The sequence below is a fragment of the Kitasatospora sp. NPDC028055 genome (assembly GCF_040637885.1).
Lineage (GTDB): Bacteria > Actinomycetota > Actinomycetes > Streptomycetales > Streptomycetaceae > Kitasatospora.
In genome coordinates this window covers 43,234-59,721 of the sequence record NZ_JBEZXE010000041.1, presented here as the reverse complement: position 1 = coordinate 59,721, position 16,488 = coordinate 43,234, and the positions used below count along the sequence as shown (strand labels likewise).

General features: G+C 72.6%; 17 protein-coding genes. 8 read left to right on the top strand and 9 right to left on the bottom strand.

What is annotated here, in order from left to right; translation table 11 throughout:
- The first annotated feature begins 12 nt into the window (after window positions 1-12).
- A complete protein-coding gene (gene serB / locus AB0F71_RS30885; protein ID WP_360241199.1) occupies window positions 13-1,263 on the top strand; it encodes a phosphoserine phosphatase SerB in 1,251 nt (416 codons plus the stop codon).
- A gap of 93 nt (window positions 1,264-1,356) precedes the next feature.
- Here serB and AB0F71_RS30880 read toward each other — a convergent pair whose 3' ends face one another.
- The 3 genes from AB0F71_RS30880 to AB0F71_RS30870 all read right to left on the bottom strand — a co-directional run bounded on the left by AB0F71_RS30880 (window position 1,357) and on the right by AB0F71_RS30870 (window position 3,545).
- Window positions 1,357-1,884 carry a histidine phosphatase family protein gene (locus tag AB0F71_RS30880; RefSeq protein ID WP_360241196.1) on the bottom strand — a complete coding sequence of 176 codons (528 nt, stop codon included), beginning with the start codon at window positions 1,882-1,884 and terminating at the stop codon, window positions 1,357-1,359.
- Between the two features lie 156 nt (window positions 1,885-2,040).
- Entirely contained in the window at window positions 2,041-2,163 is a 123-nt protein-coding gene (locus tag AB0F71_RS30875) for an SGM_5486 family transporter-associated protein (RefSeq protein WP_360241193.1), read from the bottom strand.
- Between the two features lie 95 nt (window positions 2,164-2,258).
- Entirely contained in the window at window positions 2,259-3,545 is a 1,287-nt protein-coding gene (locus AB0F71_RS30870; protein WP_360241190.1) for an MFS transporter, read from the bottom strand.
- A 126-nt stretch (window positions 3,546-3,671) separates the two neighbouring features.
- Between AB0F71_RS30870 and AB0F71_RS30865 the strand changes: the two genes are divergently transcribed.
- Window positions 3,672-4,346: an FCD domain-containing protein gene (locus tag AB0F71_RS30865; protein ID WP_360241187.1), complete on the top strand. Its 675-nt coding sequence runs from the start codon at window positions 3,672-3,674 to the stop codon at window positions 4,344-4,346.
- An 89-nt stretch (window positions 4,347-4,435) separates the two neighbouring features.
- Here the strand turns inward: AB0F71_RS30865 and fabI are convergent, their stop codons facing one another.
- Window positions 4,436-5,203, bottom strand: coding sequence for an enoyl-ACP reductase FabI (gene fabI / locus AB0F71_RS30860; RefSeq protein WP_360241184.1), 768 nt, complete (start codon window positions 5,201-5,203; stop codon window positions 4,436-4,438).
- 2 nt (window positions 5,204-5,205) lie between these two features.
- The gene (gene fabG, locus AB0F71_RS30855; protein ID WP_360241181.1) at window positions 5,206-5,925 is read right to left on the bottom strand and encodes a 3-oxoacyl-[acyl-carrier-protein] reductase; all 720 of its coding nucleotides are present in this window, start codon (window positions 5,923-5,925) and stop codon (window positions 5,206-5,208) included.
- A 316-nt stretch (window positions 5,926-6,241) separates the two neighbouring features.
- Here fabG and AB0F71_RS30850 point away from each other — a divergent pair, with 316 nt between their 5' ends.
- The 6 genes from AB0F71_RS30850 (at window position 6,242) to AB0F71_RS30825 (ending at window position 12,098) form a co-directional block, all read left to right on the top strand.
- Window positions 6,242-7,387, top strand: coding sequence for an MBL fold metallo-hydrolase (locus AB0F71_RS30850; RefSeq protein WP_360241178.1), 1,146 nt, complete (start codon window positions 6,242-6,244; stop codon window positions 7,385-7,387).
- A 207-nt stretch (window positions 7,388-7,594) separates the two neighbouring features.
- Window positions 7,595-9,097, top strand: a complete 1,503-nt coding sequence (locus tag AB0F71_RS30845; RefSeq protein ID WP_360241245.1) for a TldD/PmbA family protein — start codon at window positions 7,595-7,597, stop codon at window positions 9,095-9,097.
- Window positions 9,097-10,494, top strand: coding sequence for a metallopeptidase TldD-related protein (locus AB0F71_RS30840; protein WP_360241175.1), 1,398 nt, complete (start codon window positions 9,097-9,099; stop codon window positions 10,492-10,494). The genes AB0F71_RS30845 and AB0F71_RS30840 overlap by 1 nt, the downstream gene beginning before the upstream one ends.
- Before the next feature lie 31 nt (window positions 10,495-10,525).
- Window positions 10,526-11,074: an RNA 2'-phosphotransferase gene (locus AB0F71_RS30835; RefSeq protein ID WP_360241242.1), complete on the top strand. Its 549-nt coding sequence runs from the start codon at window positions 10,526-10,528 to the stop codon at window positions 11,072-11,074.
- A gap of 145 nt (window positions 11,075-11,219) precedes the next feature.
- Window positions 11,220-11,603, top strand: a complete 384-nt coding sequence (locus tag AB0F71_RS30830; protein WP_360241172.1) for a DUF3099 domain-containing protein — start codon at window positions 11,220-11,222, stop codon at window positions 11,601-11,603.
- Window positions 11,604-11,870: 267 nt separating this feature from the next.
- Window positions 11,871-12,098 carry a hypothetical protein gene (locus tag AB0F71_RS30825; RefSeq protein WP_360241169.1) on the top strand — a complete coding sequence of 76 codons (228 nt, stop codon included), beginning with the start codon at window positions 11,871-11,873 and terminating at the stop codon, window positions 12,096-12,098.
- Here AB0F71_RS30825 and moaA read toward each other — a convergent pair.
- The 4 genes from moaA to AB0F71_RS30805 all read right to left on the bottom strand — a co-directional run bounded on the left by moaA (window position 12,095) and on the right by AB0F71_RS30805 (window position 16,437).
- Window positions 12,095-13,084, bottom strand: coding sequence for a GTP 3',8-cyclase MoaA (gene moaA / locus AB0F71_RS30820; protein WP_360241166.1), 990 nt, complete (start codon window positions 13,082-13,084; stop codon window positions 12,095-12,097). The genes AB0F71_RS30825 and moaA overlap by 4 nt on opposite strands.
- Before the next feature lie 76 nt (window positions 13,085-13,160).
- On the bottom strand, window positions 13,161-14,780 hold the full coding sequence (locus AB0F71_RS30815; RefSeq protein ID WP_360241163.1) for a cation acetate symporter: 1,620 nt from the start codon (window positions 14,778-14,780) through the stop codon (window positions 13,161-13,163).
- Window positions 14,777-15,133: a DUF485 domain-containing protein gene (locus tag AB0F71_RS30810; RefSeq protein WP_360241160.1), complete on the bottom strand. Its 357-nt coding sequence runs from the start codon at window positions 15,131-15,133 to the stop codon at window positions 14,777-14,779. Before AB0F71_RS30810 ends, AB0F71_RS30815 begins: the two co-directional genes overlap by 4 nt.
- Before the next feature lie 260 nt (window positions 15,134-15,393).
- Complete coding sequence (locus AB0F71_RS30805; RefSeq protein WP_360241157.1) at window positions 15,394-16,437, bottom strand: zinc-dependent alcohol dehydrogenase family protein; 1,044 nt, start codon at window positions 16,435-16,437, stop codon at window positions 15,394-15,396.
- Window positions 16,438-16,488 lie beyond the last annotated feature (51 nt).

Here is a 16,488-nt window from a genome sequence, read left to right as displayed (position 1 = left end):
GTGGGAGCCACCATGAACGCATCGCCCCTGGCCGCTGAGCCCCTCCCCGCCGCCCAGCCCCGGACCGCGGACGAGCGCACCCTGCTCGTCAAGGTGTTCGGCAAGGACCGCCCCGGCATCACCGCCGGCCTGTTCGCCACCCTGGCCGGCTTCGGCGTCGACGTCATCGACATCGAGCAGGTCGTCACCCGTGGTCGCATCACGCTGTGCGCCCTGGTCACCCCGCCCCGCGCGCCCGACGCGGAGGGCGGCCTGCGGGCCACCGTGCACCGCTGGGCGGAGGAGCAGAAGCTCCAGGCCGAGATCCTCTCCGGCATCGGCGACAACCGGCCGCGCCGCGAGGGCCGTTCGCACGTGACGGTGCTCGGCCACCCGCTGACCGCGGCCGCCGTCTCCGCGCTGACCTCCCGGATCACCGCGGCGGGCGGCAACATCGACCGTGTCTTCCGCCTCGCCAAGTACCCGGTGACGGCGGTCGAGCTGGCCGTCTCCGGTGTGGCCACCGAGGAGCTGCGGGCCGAACTGGCCCAGGAGGCGGCCGCCCAGCGGGTGGACGTCGCGGTGATGGCCGCCGGGCTGGAGCGCCGGGCCAAGCGCCTGGTGGTGATGGACGTGGACTCCACGCTCATCCAGGACGAGGTGATCGAGCTGTTCGCCGCCCACGCGGGCTGCGAGGCGGAGGTCGCCGAGGTGACGGCGGCGGCGATGCGCGGCGAGCTGGACTTCGCCGAGTCGCTGCGGGCCCGGGTGGCCCTGCTGGCCGGGCTGGACGCCTCGGTGACCGAGAAGGTGCGCGCGGAGGTCCGGTTCACGCCGGGGGCGCGCACCCTGATCCGTACGCTCCAGCGGCTGGGCTTCCAGGTCGCGGTGGTGTCCGGCGGGTTCACCCAGGTCACCGACCACCTGGTGGAGCAGCTGGGGCTGGACTTCGCGGCGGCCAACACCCTGGAGGTGGTGGACGGGAGGTTCACCGGCCGGGTGGTCGGCGAGATCGTGGACCGCGCGGGCAAGGCCCGCTGGCTGGCCCGGTTCGCCGAGCAGGCGAAGGTGCCGCTGTCGCAGACGGTGGCGATCGGCGACGGCGCCAACGACCTGGACATGCTGAACGCGGCCGGGCTCGGGGTGGCCTTCAACGCCAAGCCCGTGGTGCGCGAGGCCGCCGACACCGCGGTGAACGTGCCCTTCCTGGACACCGTGCTGTACCTGCTCGGGATCACCCGCGAGGAGGTCGAGGCGGCCGACGGCGGGCTCTCGGTCGACTGAGGCGTGCTGACAACCGAGGGGCGCTGACCACTGAGGGGCGCGCGGATCGGTCCGCGCGCCCCTCACGTACGGTCCGGGGCGGCGCCCCGGAGGTCAGTCCTGCGGCGTGTAGTACGAGACCAGCTCGGCCACGCCCGGCTCGACGCCCTTCCACGAGCCGCTGAAGCTGAGCACCGCGATCGCCGCCGTCGGGAAGCCGCCCAGGCGCAGCCGCTCCAGCGCGTCCCGGTCCCCGGCGTCCCCGGCGAGCACCTGGGTCAGGCCCAGCACCCCGGGGTTGTGGCCGACCAGCACCACGTCCGCGTACTCCTCCGGGGTCTCCTGGAGGACGGCGATGATCTCGCCCGGGCTGGCCTCGTAGATCCGGTCCTCGTACACCGTCCGGCGGGCCCGCTTGGGCAGCTCGTGCGCCGCCAGCTTCCAGGTCTCGCGGGTGCGCAGGGCGGTGGAGCAGAGCACGTAGTCGGGGTTGATGCCGGAGTCGACCAGCCAGCGGCCGGCTTCCGGGGCCTGGTGACGGCCCCGGTCGGCCAGCGGCCGCTCGTGGTCGTCCACGCCGTTCGGCCAGTCGGCCTTGGCGTGGCGGAGAACGATGATCCTGCGGGGCGTGTCGGCGCTCATACCCAGCAAGCTTGGCAGAAAAGCGGCCCGGGGGCGCGATGCTCCCGGTTGCCGCCACTCCCCCGGGTGGCGGGTGCCGTCATGGCCCGCCGGCCGGGTGTCACCGGGAGTACGGCGCCCGTGCACCCGCCGGTGCGGGCGGGCGGTGCGGCCGGGTCAGCCCATCGCGGTGGCGACGCTGGCGATGATCGCCACCAGCACCACGATGCCGCCGAAGAGGAGGGCGATGCGGCCGAGCTGCTTGCGGCCGTCGGTGGGGTTCGGGTCGAGAACGGGCATGTCGGGATTCTCCCACCTCGAACACGCCCGTCCCCGACCGGCCCCACCGCCTTGGCCGGGCCTTGACCTTCCCGTTCGGGCCTTCACCTTCCCGGTCAGGCCTTGACCCGCTCGGCGGGCAGGACGGCCTCGTCCTCGATGTGCCGGGCCTGGGCGGCGCGCAGGCCGAACAGCATCTGCGGCACCAGCAGCAGGGCCAGGAAGCCCAGCGGCCAGTACCACTCACCGGTGACGTCGTAGATCCGGCCGATCAGGATCGGGCCGGGGACGGAGATCAGGTAGCCGAGCCCCTGGGCGAACACGGACAGCTGGGCCACCCCGCCGGCCGTCCGGGCGCGCAGCCCGATCATGGTCAGCACCAGCGGGAAGGCGCAGTTGGACAGGCCCACCAGCACGGCCCACACCCACGGCGCCCCGGCCGGGGCGAGCGCCAGCCCGGAGTACCCGGCGATGCCGCAGCAGGCCAGCAGCACCACGAAGATCCGCTGGTCACCGCGCCGGGCCGCCAGGTTGGGCAGCACGAAGGAGACCGGCACGCCGATCACCATGGTGACCGCGAGCAGCACCCCGGAGGTGCCCTTGTCGATGCCGGAGTCCTGGAAGATCTTCGGCAGCCAGCCCATCACCACGTAGGCGCCGGTGGCCTGGAGGCCGAAGAAGCAGGCCATCGCCCAGGCCGTACGGCTGCGGGTGATCGGCAGCCTGGCGGCGGCGGGGGCGCCGCCGGCCCGCTCGCCGCGCTCGCGCTTGGCGATCAGCAGCGGCAGCCAGAGCAGCAGGGCGAGCGCCCCCAGGGCGGCCCAGCTGCCCAGGCCGTACCGCCAGTCCCCGCCGAGCGAGCTGGTCAGCGGCACGCTGACCAGGGCGGCCAGCGCGGTGCCGGCGGACAGCGCCATGGAGTACAGGCCGATCATCGGACCGACCTTCTCCGGGAAGTACCGCTTGATGACCACCGGCAGCAGCACGTTGGAGACCGCCACCCCGGCCAGGGCGAGCGCGGTGAACAGCAGGAACACCGCCGTACCGCCGGCGAAGGAGCGGGCCAGCACACCGGCCGTGATGGCGGCCATGCCGGCCGTGATCACGGCGATCGGGCCGATCCGGCGGGCCGCGGTCGGGGCGGCGAGGCCGAACAGCGCGAAGCACAGCGAGGGGACGGCGGTCAGCAGCCCGGCGAGTGTCGGGTTCATCCCGAGGTCGTCGCGGACCTGGTCGAGCAGCGGTCCGAGGCTGGTGACCACGGGGCGCAGGTTGAAGGCGGCGGCGGCGATCGCGACGGCGAACAGCACGCCGAGGTACGTGCCGGGGGCGGACGGCCGCTCGGTCTGCGGCCGCTCCCCGCTCCGTGGGGAGGAGGTGGTGGTGTCTGCTGCGGGAGGCATGGGCGCCATCATAGAATGATGGGATGAATTGATGCACCTCGGAATTGGCATGATGTCCCGATCCGTTCGTCCATCAGCCGCTTTCCCCCCACGGCCCACCCAACCCCGTAGTCGCTAGGAGTCCCCGTGGCGCTGTCCTCGCCGAGGCGCACCCCGTTGTCCGACCAGGTGATCGCGCAGCTGCGCGCCCAGATCACCTCCGGGGAGTGGCCCGTCGGCTCGCGCATCCCCACCGAGGCCGCCCTGGTCGAACAGCTGGGGGTGGCCCGCAACACCGTCCGGGAGGCCGTCCGGGCCCTCGCCCACAACGGGCTGCTCGACATCCGCCAGGGCTCCGGCACGTACGTCCTGGCCACCAGCGAGCTGGCCGGGGTGATGCACCGACGCTTCGCCGACGCCGACCAGGCGCAGGTCGCCGAGCTGCGGGCGGCGCTGGAGACCTCCGCGGCCGGCCTGGCCGCCGCCCGCCGCACCGACCGCGACCTCGACCTGCTGGACTCCGCGCTGGAACGGCGCGAGGCCGCCTGGCACTCAGGCGACGCCGAGGACTTTGTCCAGGCCGACGCCGCCTTCCACCACGCCGTGGTGGCCGCCGCCCACAACGACGTACTGCTGGCCGTCTACTCCGACCTCGGTGAGGTCACCCGCGAGCACCTGCGCAACGACGTCGGCCCCGAGCTGATCGCCGAGCGCTACATCGGCCACCACACCATCCGGGACGCCATCCGGGACGGCGACCCCCAGCGCGCCTCGGTCGAGGCCGGCCGCGCCATCGGCGCCTGCGCGACGGCCGACGCGTAGGCGCGACCCGCCTCCGGGGCGGGACCGGAAACACGACTGCCCGGCACCCCCGCGAACGGGGGTGCCGGGCAGTGGCGGAAACCGGTCGGTCAGGCGCCGATCGCGTGCAGACCGCCGTCGACGTGGATGATCTCGCCGGTGGTCTTCGGGAACCAGTCCGACAGCAGGGCGACGACGCCGCGGCCGGCCGGCTCCGGGTCGCTCAGGTCCCACTTGAGCGGGGAGCGGTGGTTCCAGGTGTCGGCCAGGTCGCCGAAGCCCGGGATGGACTTGGCGGCCATCGAGCCGATCGGGCCCGCCGAGATCAGGTTGCAGCGGATGTCCCGCTCGCCCAGGTAGCGGGCCAGGTAGCGGTTGGTCGACTCCAGGGCGGCCTTGGCCGGGCCCATCCAGTCGTACTGCGGCCACGCGTACTGGGCGTCGAAGGTCAGGCCGACCACCGAGCCGCCGTCCTGCATCAGCGGCAGCAGCGCCATGGTGAGCGACTTGAGCGAGTACGCCGAGACGTGCATCGCGGTGGCCACGGACTCCCACGGGGTGTCCAGGAAGTTGCCGCCCAGGGCGTCCTGCGGGGCGAAACCGATCGAGTGGACGATGCCGTCCAGGGTCGGCAGGGTCTCGCGGACCTGCTCGGCGATGCCGGCCAGGTCCTCCGGGCTGGAGACGTCCAGCGACAGCACCTTGACCGGCTTCGGCAGCTTCTTGGCGATGCGCTCGGTCAGGCTCGGGCGGGGGAAGGCGGTGAGGATGATCTCGGCGCCCTGCTCCTGGGCCAGCCGCGCGGTGTGGAAGGCGATGGAGGACTCCATCAGCACACCGGTGATCAGGATCCGCTTGCCCTCGAGGATTCCACTCATGATCAGTGACCCATGCCCAATCCGCCGTCGACGGGAATGACGGCTCCGGTGATGTACGCGGCCTCGTCCGAACCGAGGAACCGCACGGTGGACGCGACCTCGGCGGGCGCCGCGTAGCGGCCCAGCGGCACGCCCGAGACGATCTCCGCGCGGCGCTCGTCGCTGAGCACGGCGGTCATGTCGGTGTCGACGAAGCCGGGGGCGACCACGTTGACGGTGATGTTGCGCGGGCCGAGCTCGCGCGCCAGCGAGCGGGCGAAGCCGACCAGGCCGGCCTTGGAGGCGGCGTAGTTGGCCTGGCCCGGCGAGCCGGAGAGGCCCACCACGGAGGAGATCAGCACCACGCGGCCCTTGCGGGCGCGCATCATCAGCTTCGACGCGCGCTTGACCACCCGGAAGGTGCCGGTCAGGTTGGTGTCCAGGACGGACGTGAAGTCCTCCTCGGACATCCGCAGCAGCAGGGTGTCGTTGGTGATGCCCGCGTTGGCGACCAGCACCTCGACCGCGCCGTGCTTCTGCTCGATCTCGGTGAAGGCGGCGTCGACCTGCGCGGCGTCCGTGATGTCACAGCGCACCGCGAGGACGTCGAACTTCGCGAGGGCCTCGGGCACCTCGCCCGAACGGCTGGTGATGGCGACCTTGTCGCCCGCCTCGGCGAAGGCCTGGGCGATCGCGAGGCCGATGCCCCGGTTTCCTCCGGTGACGAGAACCGAGCGGCTCAACGATCCACCTCTCTCCGTGTCTGGGCGCGTCCGTCCGGACGCGTACGCAGTGTGACGCTATCGGGCGGTCGGCGGCGGGGGCGAATCGGTCTCCCACAGCGCCGCAGCAAAGGAACTGTCGCAATCCGACAATCCGCACCCGTGGCGCCCGGCCGTCCCGGCCGTCCGCCGCAGGCCGGGGCAGCGCCGCGAAAGGGCGCACTGTGCGGGAACAACACGGGCGGGCGTGCCCGTTGCCCCCGTGGTGCGGGCCGCCCCCGGGGCCGGACGTACCCTTCCCCCGAAGAGTCCCGGCGAGGAAACGAAGGCAGGGCGCATGACCAAGGCACGGCCCGGGAGCACCACCGGACGCGGACGACTGCTCGCCCTCACCGCCCTGGCTGCGGGCCTGGGCACGACCGCCTGGGCGCTGCGCGACCTGCCCGCGGCGTTCGGGCGCCGCCCCGACGGCGAGCACGAGGAGCGGGTGCGGGACTCCCCCCAGTACCGCGACGGCGTCTTCCACAACGCGCCCTCGACCCTCGCCCGGGCCGGGGACGCCCCCAGCGTCGACCGCGACACCGTCCGCCGGATGCTGTTCCAGCGCGAGGGCCGGGTCCCGGCCCACCCGGTGCCCACCGTCCGCCCCGCCACCACCCCCGGCCCGGCCGCCGAGGGCGTGGAGATCACCTGGTACGGGCACGCCTCCGCGCTGGTCGAGATCGAGGGCTCGCGCGTGCTGCTCGACCCGATCTGGAGCGACCGCTGCTCTCCCTCCGCCCACGTCGGCCCCAAGCGGCTGCACCCCGTCCCGGTCGAGCTGGAGGAGCTGCCGCCGGTCGACGCCGTGCTGATCTCCCACGACCACTACGACCACCTCGACATGGCGACCGTCAAGCGCCTGGTGCGCAGCCAGTCCGCGCCCTTCGCGGTGCCGCTCGGCATCGGCGGCCACCTGCGCCGCTGGGGCGTCCCGGAGCACCGGATCATCGAGCTGGACTGGGACGAGACCTGCACCCTGGGCGAGCTGGTCCTCACCCTCACCTCCGCGCACCACTTCTCCGGCCGCGGCCTGACCCGCAACACCACCCTGTGGGGCTCCTGGGTGATCGCCGGGCCCACCCGCAAGGTCTTCTACACCGGCGACTCCGGCTACTTCGAGGGCTACGCCCGGATCGGCGCGCAGCACGGCCCGTTCGACGCCGCCCTGGTGCAGATCGGCGCCTACGACGCGGCCTGGCCGGACATCCACATGACCCCCGAGGACGCCGTCCTCGCCCACCGGGACCTCACCGCCGGACTGCTGGTGCCGGTCCACTGGTGCACCTTCAACCTGGGCCTGCACCCCTGGGCCGAGCCGATCGAACGGCTGCTCAAGGAGGCGAAGGTCCAGGCCGTCCCGCTGGCCGTCCCGCGCCCCGGCGAGCGGATCGACGTGGACAACCCGCCCGAGCTGGACGGCTGGTGGGAGGCCGTCTCCTGACGGCCGCGCACGGAGCCGGACCGCCCTGGCCGAAACCGCAACGCACCGGGTGAAATGCGCTGGCCGGGAACCCGGTGGAGGGGAAATGATGCGGTGCGGACGCCCCTGTGGCGCCGCACCGCCACCCTCCGCGACCTGGGAGCCCGATTGCCTCCGATCCCTCCGGCCGACAGCGCCGGCGCCGCGCACGGACGCGCCGTCGACCCGCTGTTCCTCGCCCTGCCGCTGCACGCCCTGGCCGACGCCGCCCTCGCCCGGGCCCGCGAACTCGGCGCCAGCCATGCCGACTTCCGCCTGGAGCGGGTCCGCAGCGCCTCGTGGCGGCTGCGCGACGCCCGTCCGGCCGGCACCTCCGACAGCGTGCAGCTGGGCTTCGCCGTCCGGGTGCTGCTGGACGGCGCCTGGGGCTTCGCCGCCGGGGTCGACCTCACCCCGGGCGCCGCGGCGGAGGTCGCCGCCCGCGCCGTCGCGGTGGCCCGGCTCTCCGGCGGGATCAGCCGGGCGGCCGGCTCCGCCGAGCGGGTCGAGCTGGCCGACGAGCCCGTCCACCGGGACGTCACCTGGGTCTCCTCGTACGAGGTCAACCCCTTCGAGGTGCCGGACGCCGACAAGACCGCCCTGCTCGCCGAGCGCAGCGCCCGGCTGCTCGCCGCACCCGGTGTGTCGCACGTCCAGGCGGCGCTGCTGACGGTGCAGGAGAACAAGTTCTACGCCGACACCGCGGGCACCGTGACGACCCAGCAGCGGATCCGGCTCTACTCCGACCTGGAGGCCACCTCGGTCGACGAGCGCACCGGCGCCTTCGACTCGATGCAGACCCTGGCCCCGCCGGTCGGCCGCGGCTACGAGTACCTGACCGGCACCGAGTGGGACTGGGACGCCGAGCTCGCCGAACTGCCCGTCCTGCTGGCCGAGAAGATGAAGGCCCCGAGCGTCCGCCCGGGCCGCTACGACCTGGTCATCGACCCGTCCAACCTCTGGCTGACCATCCACGAGTCGATCGGCCACGCCACCGAGCTGGACCGCGCGCTCGGCTACGAGGCCGCCTACGCCGGCACCTCCTTCGCCACCTTCGACCAGCTCGGCAGCCTGCGCTACGGCTCCGAGCTGATGAACGTCACCGGCGACCGCACCGCCGAGCACGGCCTGTCCACCATCGGCTACGACGACGAGGGCGTCGCCACCCAGTCCTGGGACCTGATCAAGGACGGCGTCCTGGTCGGCTACCAACTCGACCGCGGCATGGCCAAGTTGAAGGGCTTCGAGCGCTCCAACGGCTGCGCCTTCGCGGACTCCCCCGCGCACGTCCCGGTCCAGCGGATGGCCAACGTCTCGCTCCAGCCGGCCGCCGACGGCCCGGACACCGCGGGCCTGTTCGCCGGGGTGGAGAACGGCCTGTACATCGTCGGCGACCGCTCCTGGTCCATCGACATGCAGCGCTACAACTTCCAGTTCACCGGCCAGCGCGCCTACGCCATCAAGAACGGCGAACTCGCCGGCCAGGTCAAGGACTTCGCCTACCAGGCCACCACCACCGACTTCTGGGGCTCGATGGCCGCCGTCGGCGGCCCGCAGACCTACGTGCTCGGCGGCGCCTTCAACTGCGGCAAGGCGCAGCCCGGCCAGATCGCGGCGGTCAGCCACGGCTGCCCGTCGGCGCTGTTCCGCAACGTCAACGTGCTCAACACCCAGCAGGAGGCGGGTCACTGATGACCGCGATGCAGCCCCACGAACTCGTCGAGCTGGCCCTCGACCTGTCCCGCGCCGACGGCTGCGTGGTGATCGCCGACGAGGAGTCCACCGCCAACCTGCGCTGGGCGGGCAACGCGCTGACCACCAACGGCGTCACCCGCGGCCGCCGCCTCACCGTGATCGCCACCGTGGCCGGCGCCGAGGGCACCGCCTCCGGCGTGGTCGCCCGCGAGGCCGTCACCGCCGAGGACGTCGAGGGCCTGGTCCGCGCCGCCGAGGCGGCGGCCCGCGCGGCCGGACCGGCGGAGGACGCCCAGCCGCTGGTCGACGGCCGGCCGTCCTCCCCCGACTTCACCGAGCCGCCCGCGGAGACCTCCATCGAGGTGTTCGAGGCCTTCGGCCCGGCCCTCGGCGAGGCCTTCGCCCGCGCCGCCGCCCAGGGCGAGCTGCTGTACGGCTTCGCCCGGCACGAACTCACCACCAGCTACCTGGGCAGCTCCACCGGCCTGCGACTGCGCCACGACCAGCCCACCGGCATGGTCGAGATCAACGGCAAGACCGCCGACCTCTCCGGCTCGGCCTGGGTCGGCGCCGCCACCCGGGACTTCACCGACGTCGACGTCCCCGCCCTGCACGCCGAACTCACCAAGCGGCTCGGCTGGGGCGCCCGCCGGATCGACCTGCCCGCCGGGCGGTACGAGACGCTGCTGCCACCCGCGGCCGTCGCCGACCTGCTGCTCTGCCTGCACTGGGCGGCCGGCGGCCGGGACGCCGTCGAGGGCCGGTCGGTCTTCTCCCGGCCCGGCGGCGGCACCCGGATCGGCGACAAGCTCGCCGCGCTGCCGCTGACCCTGCGCGCCGACCCGAACGAGCCCGGCCTGGAGGCCGCCCCGTTCGTGCTGGCGCACCGCACCGGCGGCGACGTCTCGGTCTTCGACAACGGCGCGCCGATCGAGGCCACCGAGTGGATCCGCGAGGGCGTGCTGACCGAGCTGGTCACCAGCCGCCACACGGCAGGCCTCACCGGCCTGCCGCTGCGCCCGGGCATCGACAACCTGGTGCTGGAGACGGCCGACCAGGAGTCCGCGCCGACCCTGGACGAGATGATCGCCCGCACCGAGCGCGGCCTGCTGCTCACCTGCCTCTGGTACATCCGCGAGGTGGACCCGGCGACGCTGCTGCTCACCGGCCTCACCCGGGACGGCGTCTACCTGGTGGAGAACGGCGAGGTGGTCGGCGCGGTCAACAACTTCCGGTTCAACGAGTCCCCGGTCGACCTGCTCGGCCGGATCACCGAGGCGGGCCGCACCGAGCCCTGCCTGCCCCGCGAGTGGAGCGACTACTTCACCCGCACCGCGATGCCACCCGTGCGTGTCGCGGACTTCAACATGAGTTCGGTCAGCCCGGCCTCATAGCCGCTGACCGACGGGGGATGGAAAGAACATGATGGACGAGAAGCGGCTGGTCAGATCGAGCAAGATGCTGTCGCGCATCCTGCGGCACGAGCCGGAGCTGGTCGGGATCACGCTGGACGACTCCGGCTGGGTCCGGATCGACGTCCTGCTCGGCGCCCTCGCGGCGAAGGGCAGGCCGCTCACCAGGCCCGAGCTCGACCACATCGTGGCCAGCAACAACAAGCGCCGCTTCGGCTACTCCCCGGACGGCCTCTCGATCCGCGCCAACCAGGGCCACTCGGTGGCGGTCGACCTCGGTCTGACCGCCACCGTGCCGCCGCCGGTGCTCTACCACGGCACCGCCGACCGCCATCTGGCGTCGATCTTCCGCGAGGGGCTGCGCCCGATGACCCGGCAGGACGTCCACCTCTCGGCGGAGACCGAGACGGCCACCCGGGTCGGCGCCCGGCACGGCCGCCCGGTCGTGCTGACCGTCAACGCGGCCGCGATGGCGGCGGCCGGCCACGAGTTCCGGCTCAGCGAGAACGGCGTCTGGCTCACCGACGCCGTCCCCCCGCAGTACCTCTCCCGGCGCTCGTAGACACTCCTGACGCCGTACGGCTCCTCTATCACGCCCGACCGGGTGGGCCCCGCCCACCCGGTCTCGTCGTCCCGGGCACCCGGGCGTACCGTGAGGAGGCCGCGCGGAACGGCGCGCGGATGCCTGGACGAGGGCGGTTGGACACATGGGCAAGAGCGCCGGCGGCGGACAGATCCACCGGATCACGGGGGCGCGCAGCAGCCTCTCCGAGGACGTCCGGGGGCGCCAGCGCCGCTACGTCATCTCGATGCTGCTGCGCACCGTCTGCGTACTGCTCGCGGTGGTGCTGTGGAACGTCGAGCGCTGGCTGGCCTTCGGGGCGCTGGCGGGCGGGGTGCTGCTGCCGTACTTCGCGGTGCTGATCGCCAACGCCGGCCGGGAGCGGGCGCCGAGTCTGCCGAGCTCCTTCGACTTCCCGGCCGACACCCCGCTGATGCTCGGCCCCGGTGGTACGGGTGGGGCCGGTGCGCCCGCTGGTACAGGACAGGCAAAGCCCTCCGGCGCCGGAACGTCACCGGGCACGGACTGACCGCCCGGTTTGCGGGGATTGAGCCGCAATCAGGTCGGCGAAAGCTCAGAAGAAGCTCAGATTAATCATGCAAGACCTCCCCATCCGAGGCCTTCGGCGTGACATACTGCGTACGCGCTCCGCATCCCCCGTCGGAGCGACGGACCGACGCCGGGCGGCTCCCCCCGTGGCTGCCCGGCGTCGCCATGCCCGGATCCGGTCGGGCCCGGACGGCGTGACAGACTGGCGGTGACCACGCACCCGCCGAACCCCGGAGGACGGCCCCCGATGGACACCCCGCAGACCCCGATCTGCTCCGCCAAGGGCTGCCGGGCGGACGCCCACTGGGTGCTGGTGTGGAACAACCCCAAGCTGCACACCCCGGACCGCCGCAAGACCTGGCTCGCCTGCGAGGAGCACCGCGAGCACCTGTCCCAGTTCCTGGGCGTGCGCGGCTTCCTCAAGGAGGTCGTCGCCTTCGCCGACTGGACCCCGGAAGGCCCGGAAGGCGCCTAGCCGCCGATCGCCGACATCGGCCGCTCGGGCTGGTGGAACTCCGGGTCGTCGATCCCGGCCCCGGCCTTCTTGCCCCACATCGCCGCCCGCCACAGCGCGGCCAGCTCCGCGTCGTCCGCCCCCGAGCGCAGCGCGCTGCGCAGGTCGGTCTCCCCGGTGGCGAACAGGCAGTTGCGCACCTGCCCGTCGGCGGTCAGCCTGGTCCGGTCGCAGGCCCGGCAGAACGGCCGGGTGACGGAGGCGATCACGCCGACCCGGCCGGCGCCGCCGTCCACCACCCAGCGCTCGGCGGGCGCCGCGCCCCGGCGACCGGACGGCTCCGGGGTGAGCGTGAACCGGGCCCGCAGCAGCTCCAGGATCTCCTCCGCGGTGACCATCGACGAGCGGTCCCAGCCGTGCTGGGCGTCCAGCGGCATCTGCTCGATGAAGCGCAGCTCGTAGCCCCGCTCCAGGCACCAGGAGAGCAGGTCGGCCGCCTCGTGGTCGTTGACCCCGCGCATCAGCACCGCGTTCAGCTTCACCGGCGCCAGCCCGGCCGCCTCGGCGGCGGCCAGTCCGTCCAGCACGTCCTGGTGGCGCCGGCGGCGGGTGAGGGTGTGGAACACCTCGGGGTCCAGGGTGTCCAGCGAGACGTTGACCCGGTCCAGTCCGGCCTCGCGCAGCGCCGTCGCGGTGCGGGCCAGTCCGATGCCGTTGGTGGTCACCGACAGCTCGGGGCGCGGTTCCAGCTCGGAGCAGGCGGCGACGATCGCGACCAGCCCGGGGCGCAGCAGCGGCTCGCCGCCGGTGAAGCGGACCTCGCGCACGCCCAGGTCGCGCACGGCGAGGGTGACCAGCCGGACGATCTCCTCGTCGGTGAGCAGCTCGGGCTTGGCCAGCCACTGCAGCCCCTCCTCCGGCATGCAGTAGGTGCAGCGGAGGTTGCACCGGTCGGTGAGGGAGACCCGCAGGTCGACGGCGCGTCGTCCGAAGGTGTCGAGCAGCACGTGCGTCCCTTCCCGAAAAACCGCCGGCCCGGCCACCGTCGAGGCAGGCCGGGCCAGCATAGTCATGCCGGATCGATCAGTGGGCGCCCAGCCCGGTGAGCGAGCGGACCTCCAGTTCAGCGTACTTCGCCGGGTCCGGACGTTCCTTGGACAGCAGGGTGCCGAGCCAGCCGGCCAGGAAGCCGATCGGGATGGAGACCAGGCCGGGGTTCTCCAGCGGGAACCAGTGGAAGTCGGCGTTCGGGAAGAGCGAGTTCTTGGCTCCGGAGAGCACCGGGGAGAACACCACCAGCACCACCGAGGAGATCAGGCCCGCGTAGACCGAGCTGACCGCGCCGGTGGTGGTGAAGCGCTTCCAGAACAGCGAGTAGAGCAGGGTCGGCAGATTGGCCGAGGCGGCCACCGCGAAGGCCAGCGCGACCAGGGCGGCGGTGCTGAGCTTGCCCGCGTAGAGGCTGAGCACGATGGCGACGGCGCCGATCCCGACGGCGGCCCACTTGGCGGACCGCACCTCCTCCTTCTCGGTCGCCTTCCCGCGCCGGATCACGTTGGCGTACAGGTCGTGGGCGAAGGACGCCGAGGAGGCCAGGGTGAGCCCGGCGACCACGGCGAGGATGGTGGCGAAGGCGACGGCCGAGATCACCGCGAGCATGATCGCCCCGCCGGTGGTGCCGGCCCCGCCGCCGAGCTGCTCGGCGAGCAGCGGCGCCGCGGTGTTGCCGGAGGGCGTCTTGCCCTCGACGGCCACCATGCCGCTGCGGCCGACCAGCGCGGCCGCGCCGAAGCCCAGCGCCAGGGTCATCAGGTAGAAGACGCCGATGATGCCGATCGCCCAGAGCACGGACTTCCGGGCCGTCTTGGCGGTGGGGACGGTGTAGAAGCGGACCAGGATGTGCGGCAGGCCGGCGGTGCCGAGCACCAGGGCGATCCCCAGGCTGATGAAGTCGAGCTTGGAGGTGTTCGTTGCCCCGTATTTCAGTCCCGGTTCCAGGAAGGCCGAGCCCTTGCCGCTCGCGGAGGCGGCCGCGCCGAGCAGTTCGGAGGGGTTGAAGTGGTACTTGGCGAGCACCAGGACGGTCATCAGCGCGGCGCCGGCGATCAGCAGCACGGCCTTGACGATCTGCACCCAGGTGGTGCCCTTCATACCCCCTATCACCACGTAGATGATCATCAGCGCGCCGACCGCGAGGATGGTCCAGCGCTTGGCGCCCTCCCCAGTGACCCCCAGCAGCAGTGCCACCAGGGCCCCGGCACCGACCATCTGGGCGAGCAGGTAGAAGATCGAGACGACGATGGTGGAGATGCCGGCCGCGGTGCGCACCGGGCGCTGGCGCATCCGGAACGCGAGCACGTCCGCCATGGTGAACCGGCCGGAGTTGCGCAGCGGTTCGGCGATCAGCAGCAGCGCGACCAGCCAGGCGACCAGGAAGCCGATCGAGTACAGGAAGCCGTCGTAGCCGGTGAGCGCGATGATTCCGGCGATGCCGAGGAAGGACGCGGCGGACATGTAGTCGCCGGAGATGGCCAGACCGTTCTGGAAGCCGGTGAAGCCGCGGCCGCCGGCGTAGAAGTCGGCGGCGCTGCGGTTCTGCCGACCGGCCCAGACGGTGATGACCAGGGTGGCCACCACGAAGAGCGCGAACAAGGACATGATCAGACCGCGGTGCTCCGTGGCGGAGCTGGCGAGCGGCGTCATTCGGCGGACTCCCGGGGGGCGTGGACGACGGCGCCGTGGGCCTCGCGGATCGCGGCGGCGGGCGGGTCGATCCGCCGGTCGGCGTAGCGGGAGTACCAGGCGGCGATGGCGAAGGTGGTGACGAACTGCAGCAGTCCCAGCACCAGGGCCACGTTGATGTGCCCGACGACCTTGGTGCCCATCAGTCCGGGGGCGTAGCAGGAGAGCAGTACGTAGAGCAGGTACCAGAGCACGAAGCCGATGGTGACCGGAAAGGCGAAGCTCCGGAACGAGCGCCGCAGGGTACGGAACTCCTCGCTGTCATCGATGAGTTGGACTTCCGTAGCGGTAGTGGTGATCGGCGGCGAATCCACTCTGTCTCCTCACTCCTTCGGCGTAGCGGTCGCACAGGGGAACAATTCGAACGTGAGGGACGTCACATTCCTCGTGCGCGCCGCGCAATGCTAGGAGCGTCGTGCCCGCCCCGGAAGGGGTTGACCGCGATCAGCCAGTCGTTCACCCCCTCGCACCATCCAATTGGCCGAAAACCACCACTCGCGTCACTTCCGGACCGGGGCCGTCACAACCGAAAGGGGCGGCACCGTCCAACGGTGCCGCCCCTGTTGACGAAGCGTCAGAAGGCGATCCGGACCTTCAGCGCGGACCGGTCGTCCATGGCTCGATAGCCGTCCGGAACGCCGTCCAGATCGACCGTCCGGTCGAAGACCAGACCGGGCTCGATCGCACCGGAGAGCACGTCCGGCAGCAGCTCGGGGATGTACGCGCGGGCCGGGGCGACGCCACCGTTGAGCGAAACGTTTCGGCCGAACATCTGACCGATGTCGACGCCCGCGCTGCCGCCGTGCGGGACGCCCACGTAGCCGACCGCGCCGCCGTCCCGGGTGATCGAGACCGCCGTCCGCATCGACTCCTCGGTGCCGACCGCCTCCAGCACCGCGTGCGCCCCCAGGCCGCCGGTCAGCTCCTTGACGGCCTCGATCGCCGCGTCGCCGCGCTCGGCCACCACGTCCGTCGCCCCGAAGCGCCGGGCCAGCTCGGTCCGGGCGGTGTGCCGGCCCAGCGCGATGATCCGGCCCGCGCCCAGTCGGCGCGCCGCCAGCACACCGCACAGGCCCACCGCGCCGTCGCCGACCACCGCGACCGTCGCACCCGGGCGCACCCTCGCCGAGACCGCCGCGTGGTGCCCGGTCGCCATCACGTCGGACAGCGCCAGCAGGCCCGGCAGCAGCTTCTCGTCACCCACCGCCTCCTTCGGCAGCTTCACCAGCGTCCCGTCCGCGAACGGCACCCGCACCGCCTCGCCCTGGCCGCCGTCCGAACCCACCGACCCCCAGAACCCGCCGTGCGGGCAGGACGTCTGGAGGCCTTCGAGACAGAACTCACAGACCCCGTCCGACCAGACGAAGGGCGCGACCACGAAGTCACCCTTCGCGAAGCCCCGGACCTCGGCGCCGACCTCCTCGACCACACCCAGGAACTCGTGCCCGATCCGCTGCCCGGGCACCCGCTGGGCCACCCCCCGGTAGGCCCACAGGTCGCTGCCGCAGATACAGGCGTTGACCACCCGCAGCACGACGTCCGTCGGCTGCTGGATCACCGGGTCCGGTACCTCCTCGATCCGGATGTCGTTCGGTCCGTGGATCACCGTGGCGCGCATGCGTTTTTCCTCACACAGAACCGGCCGGGCGGCCGGAAACGATCTCGACCA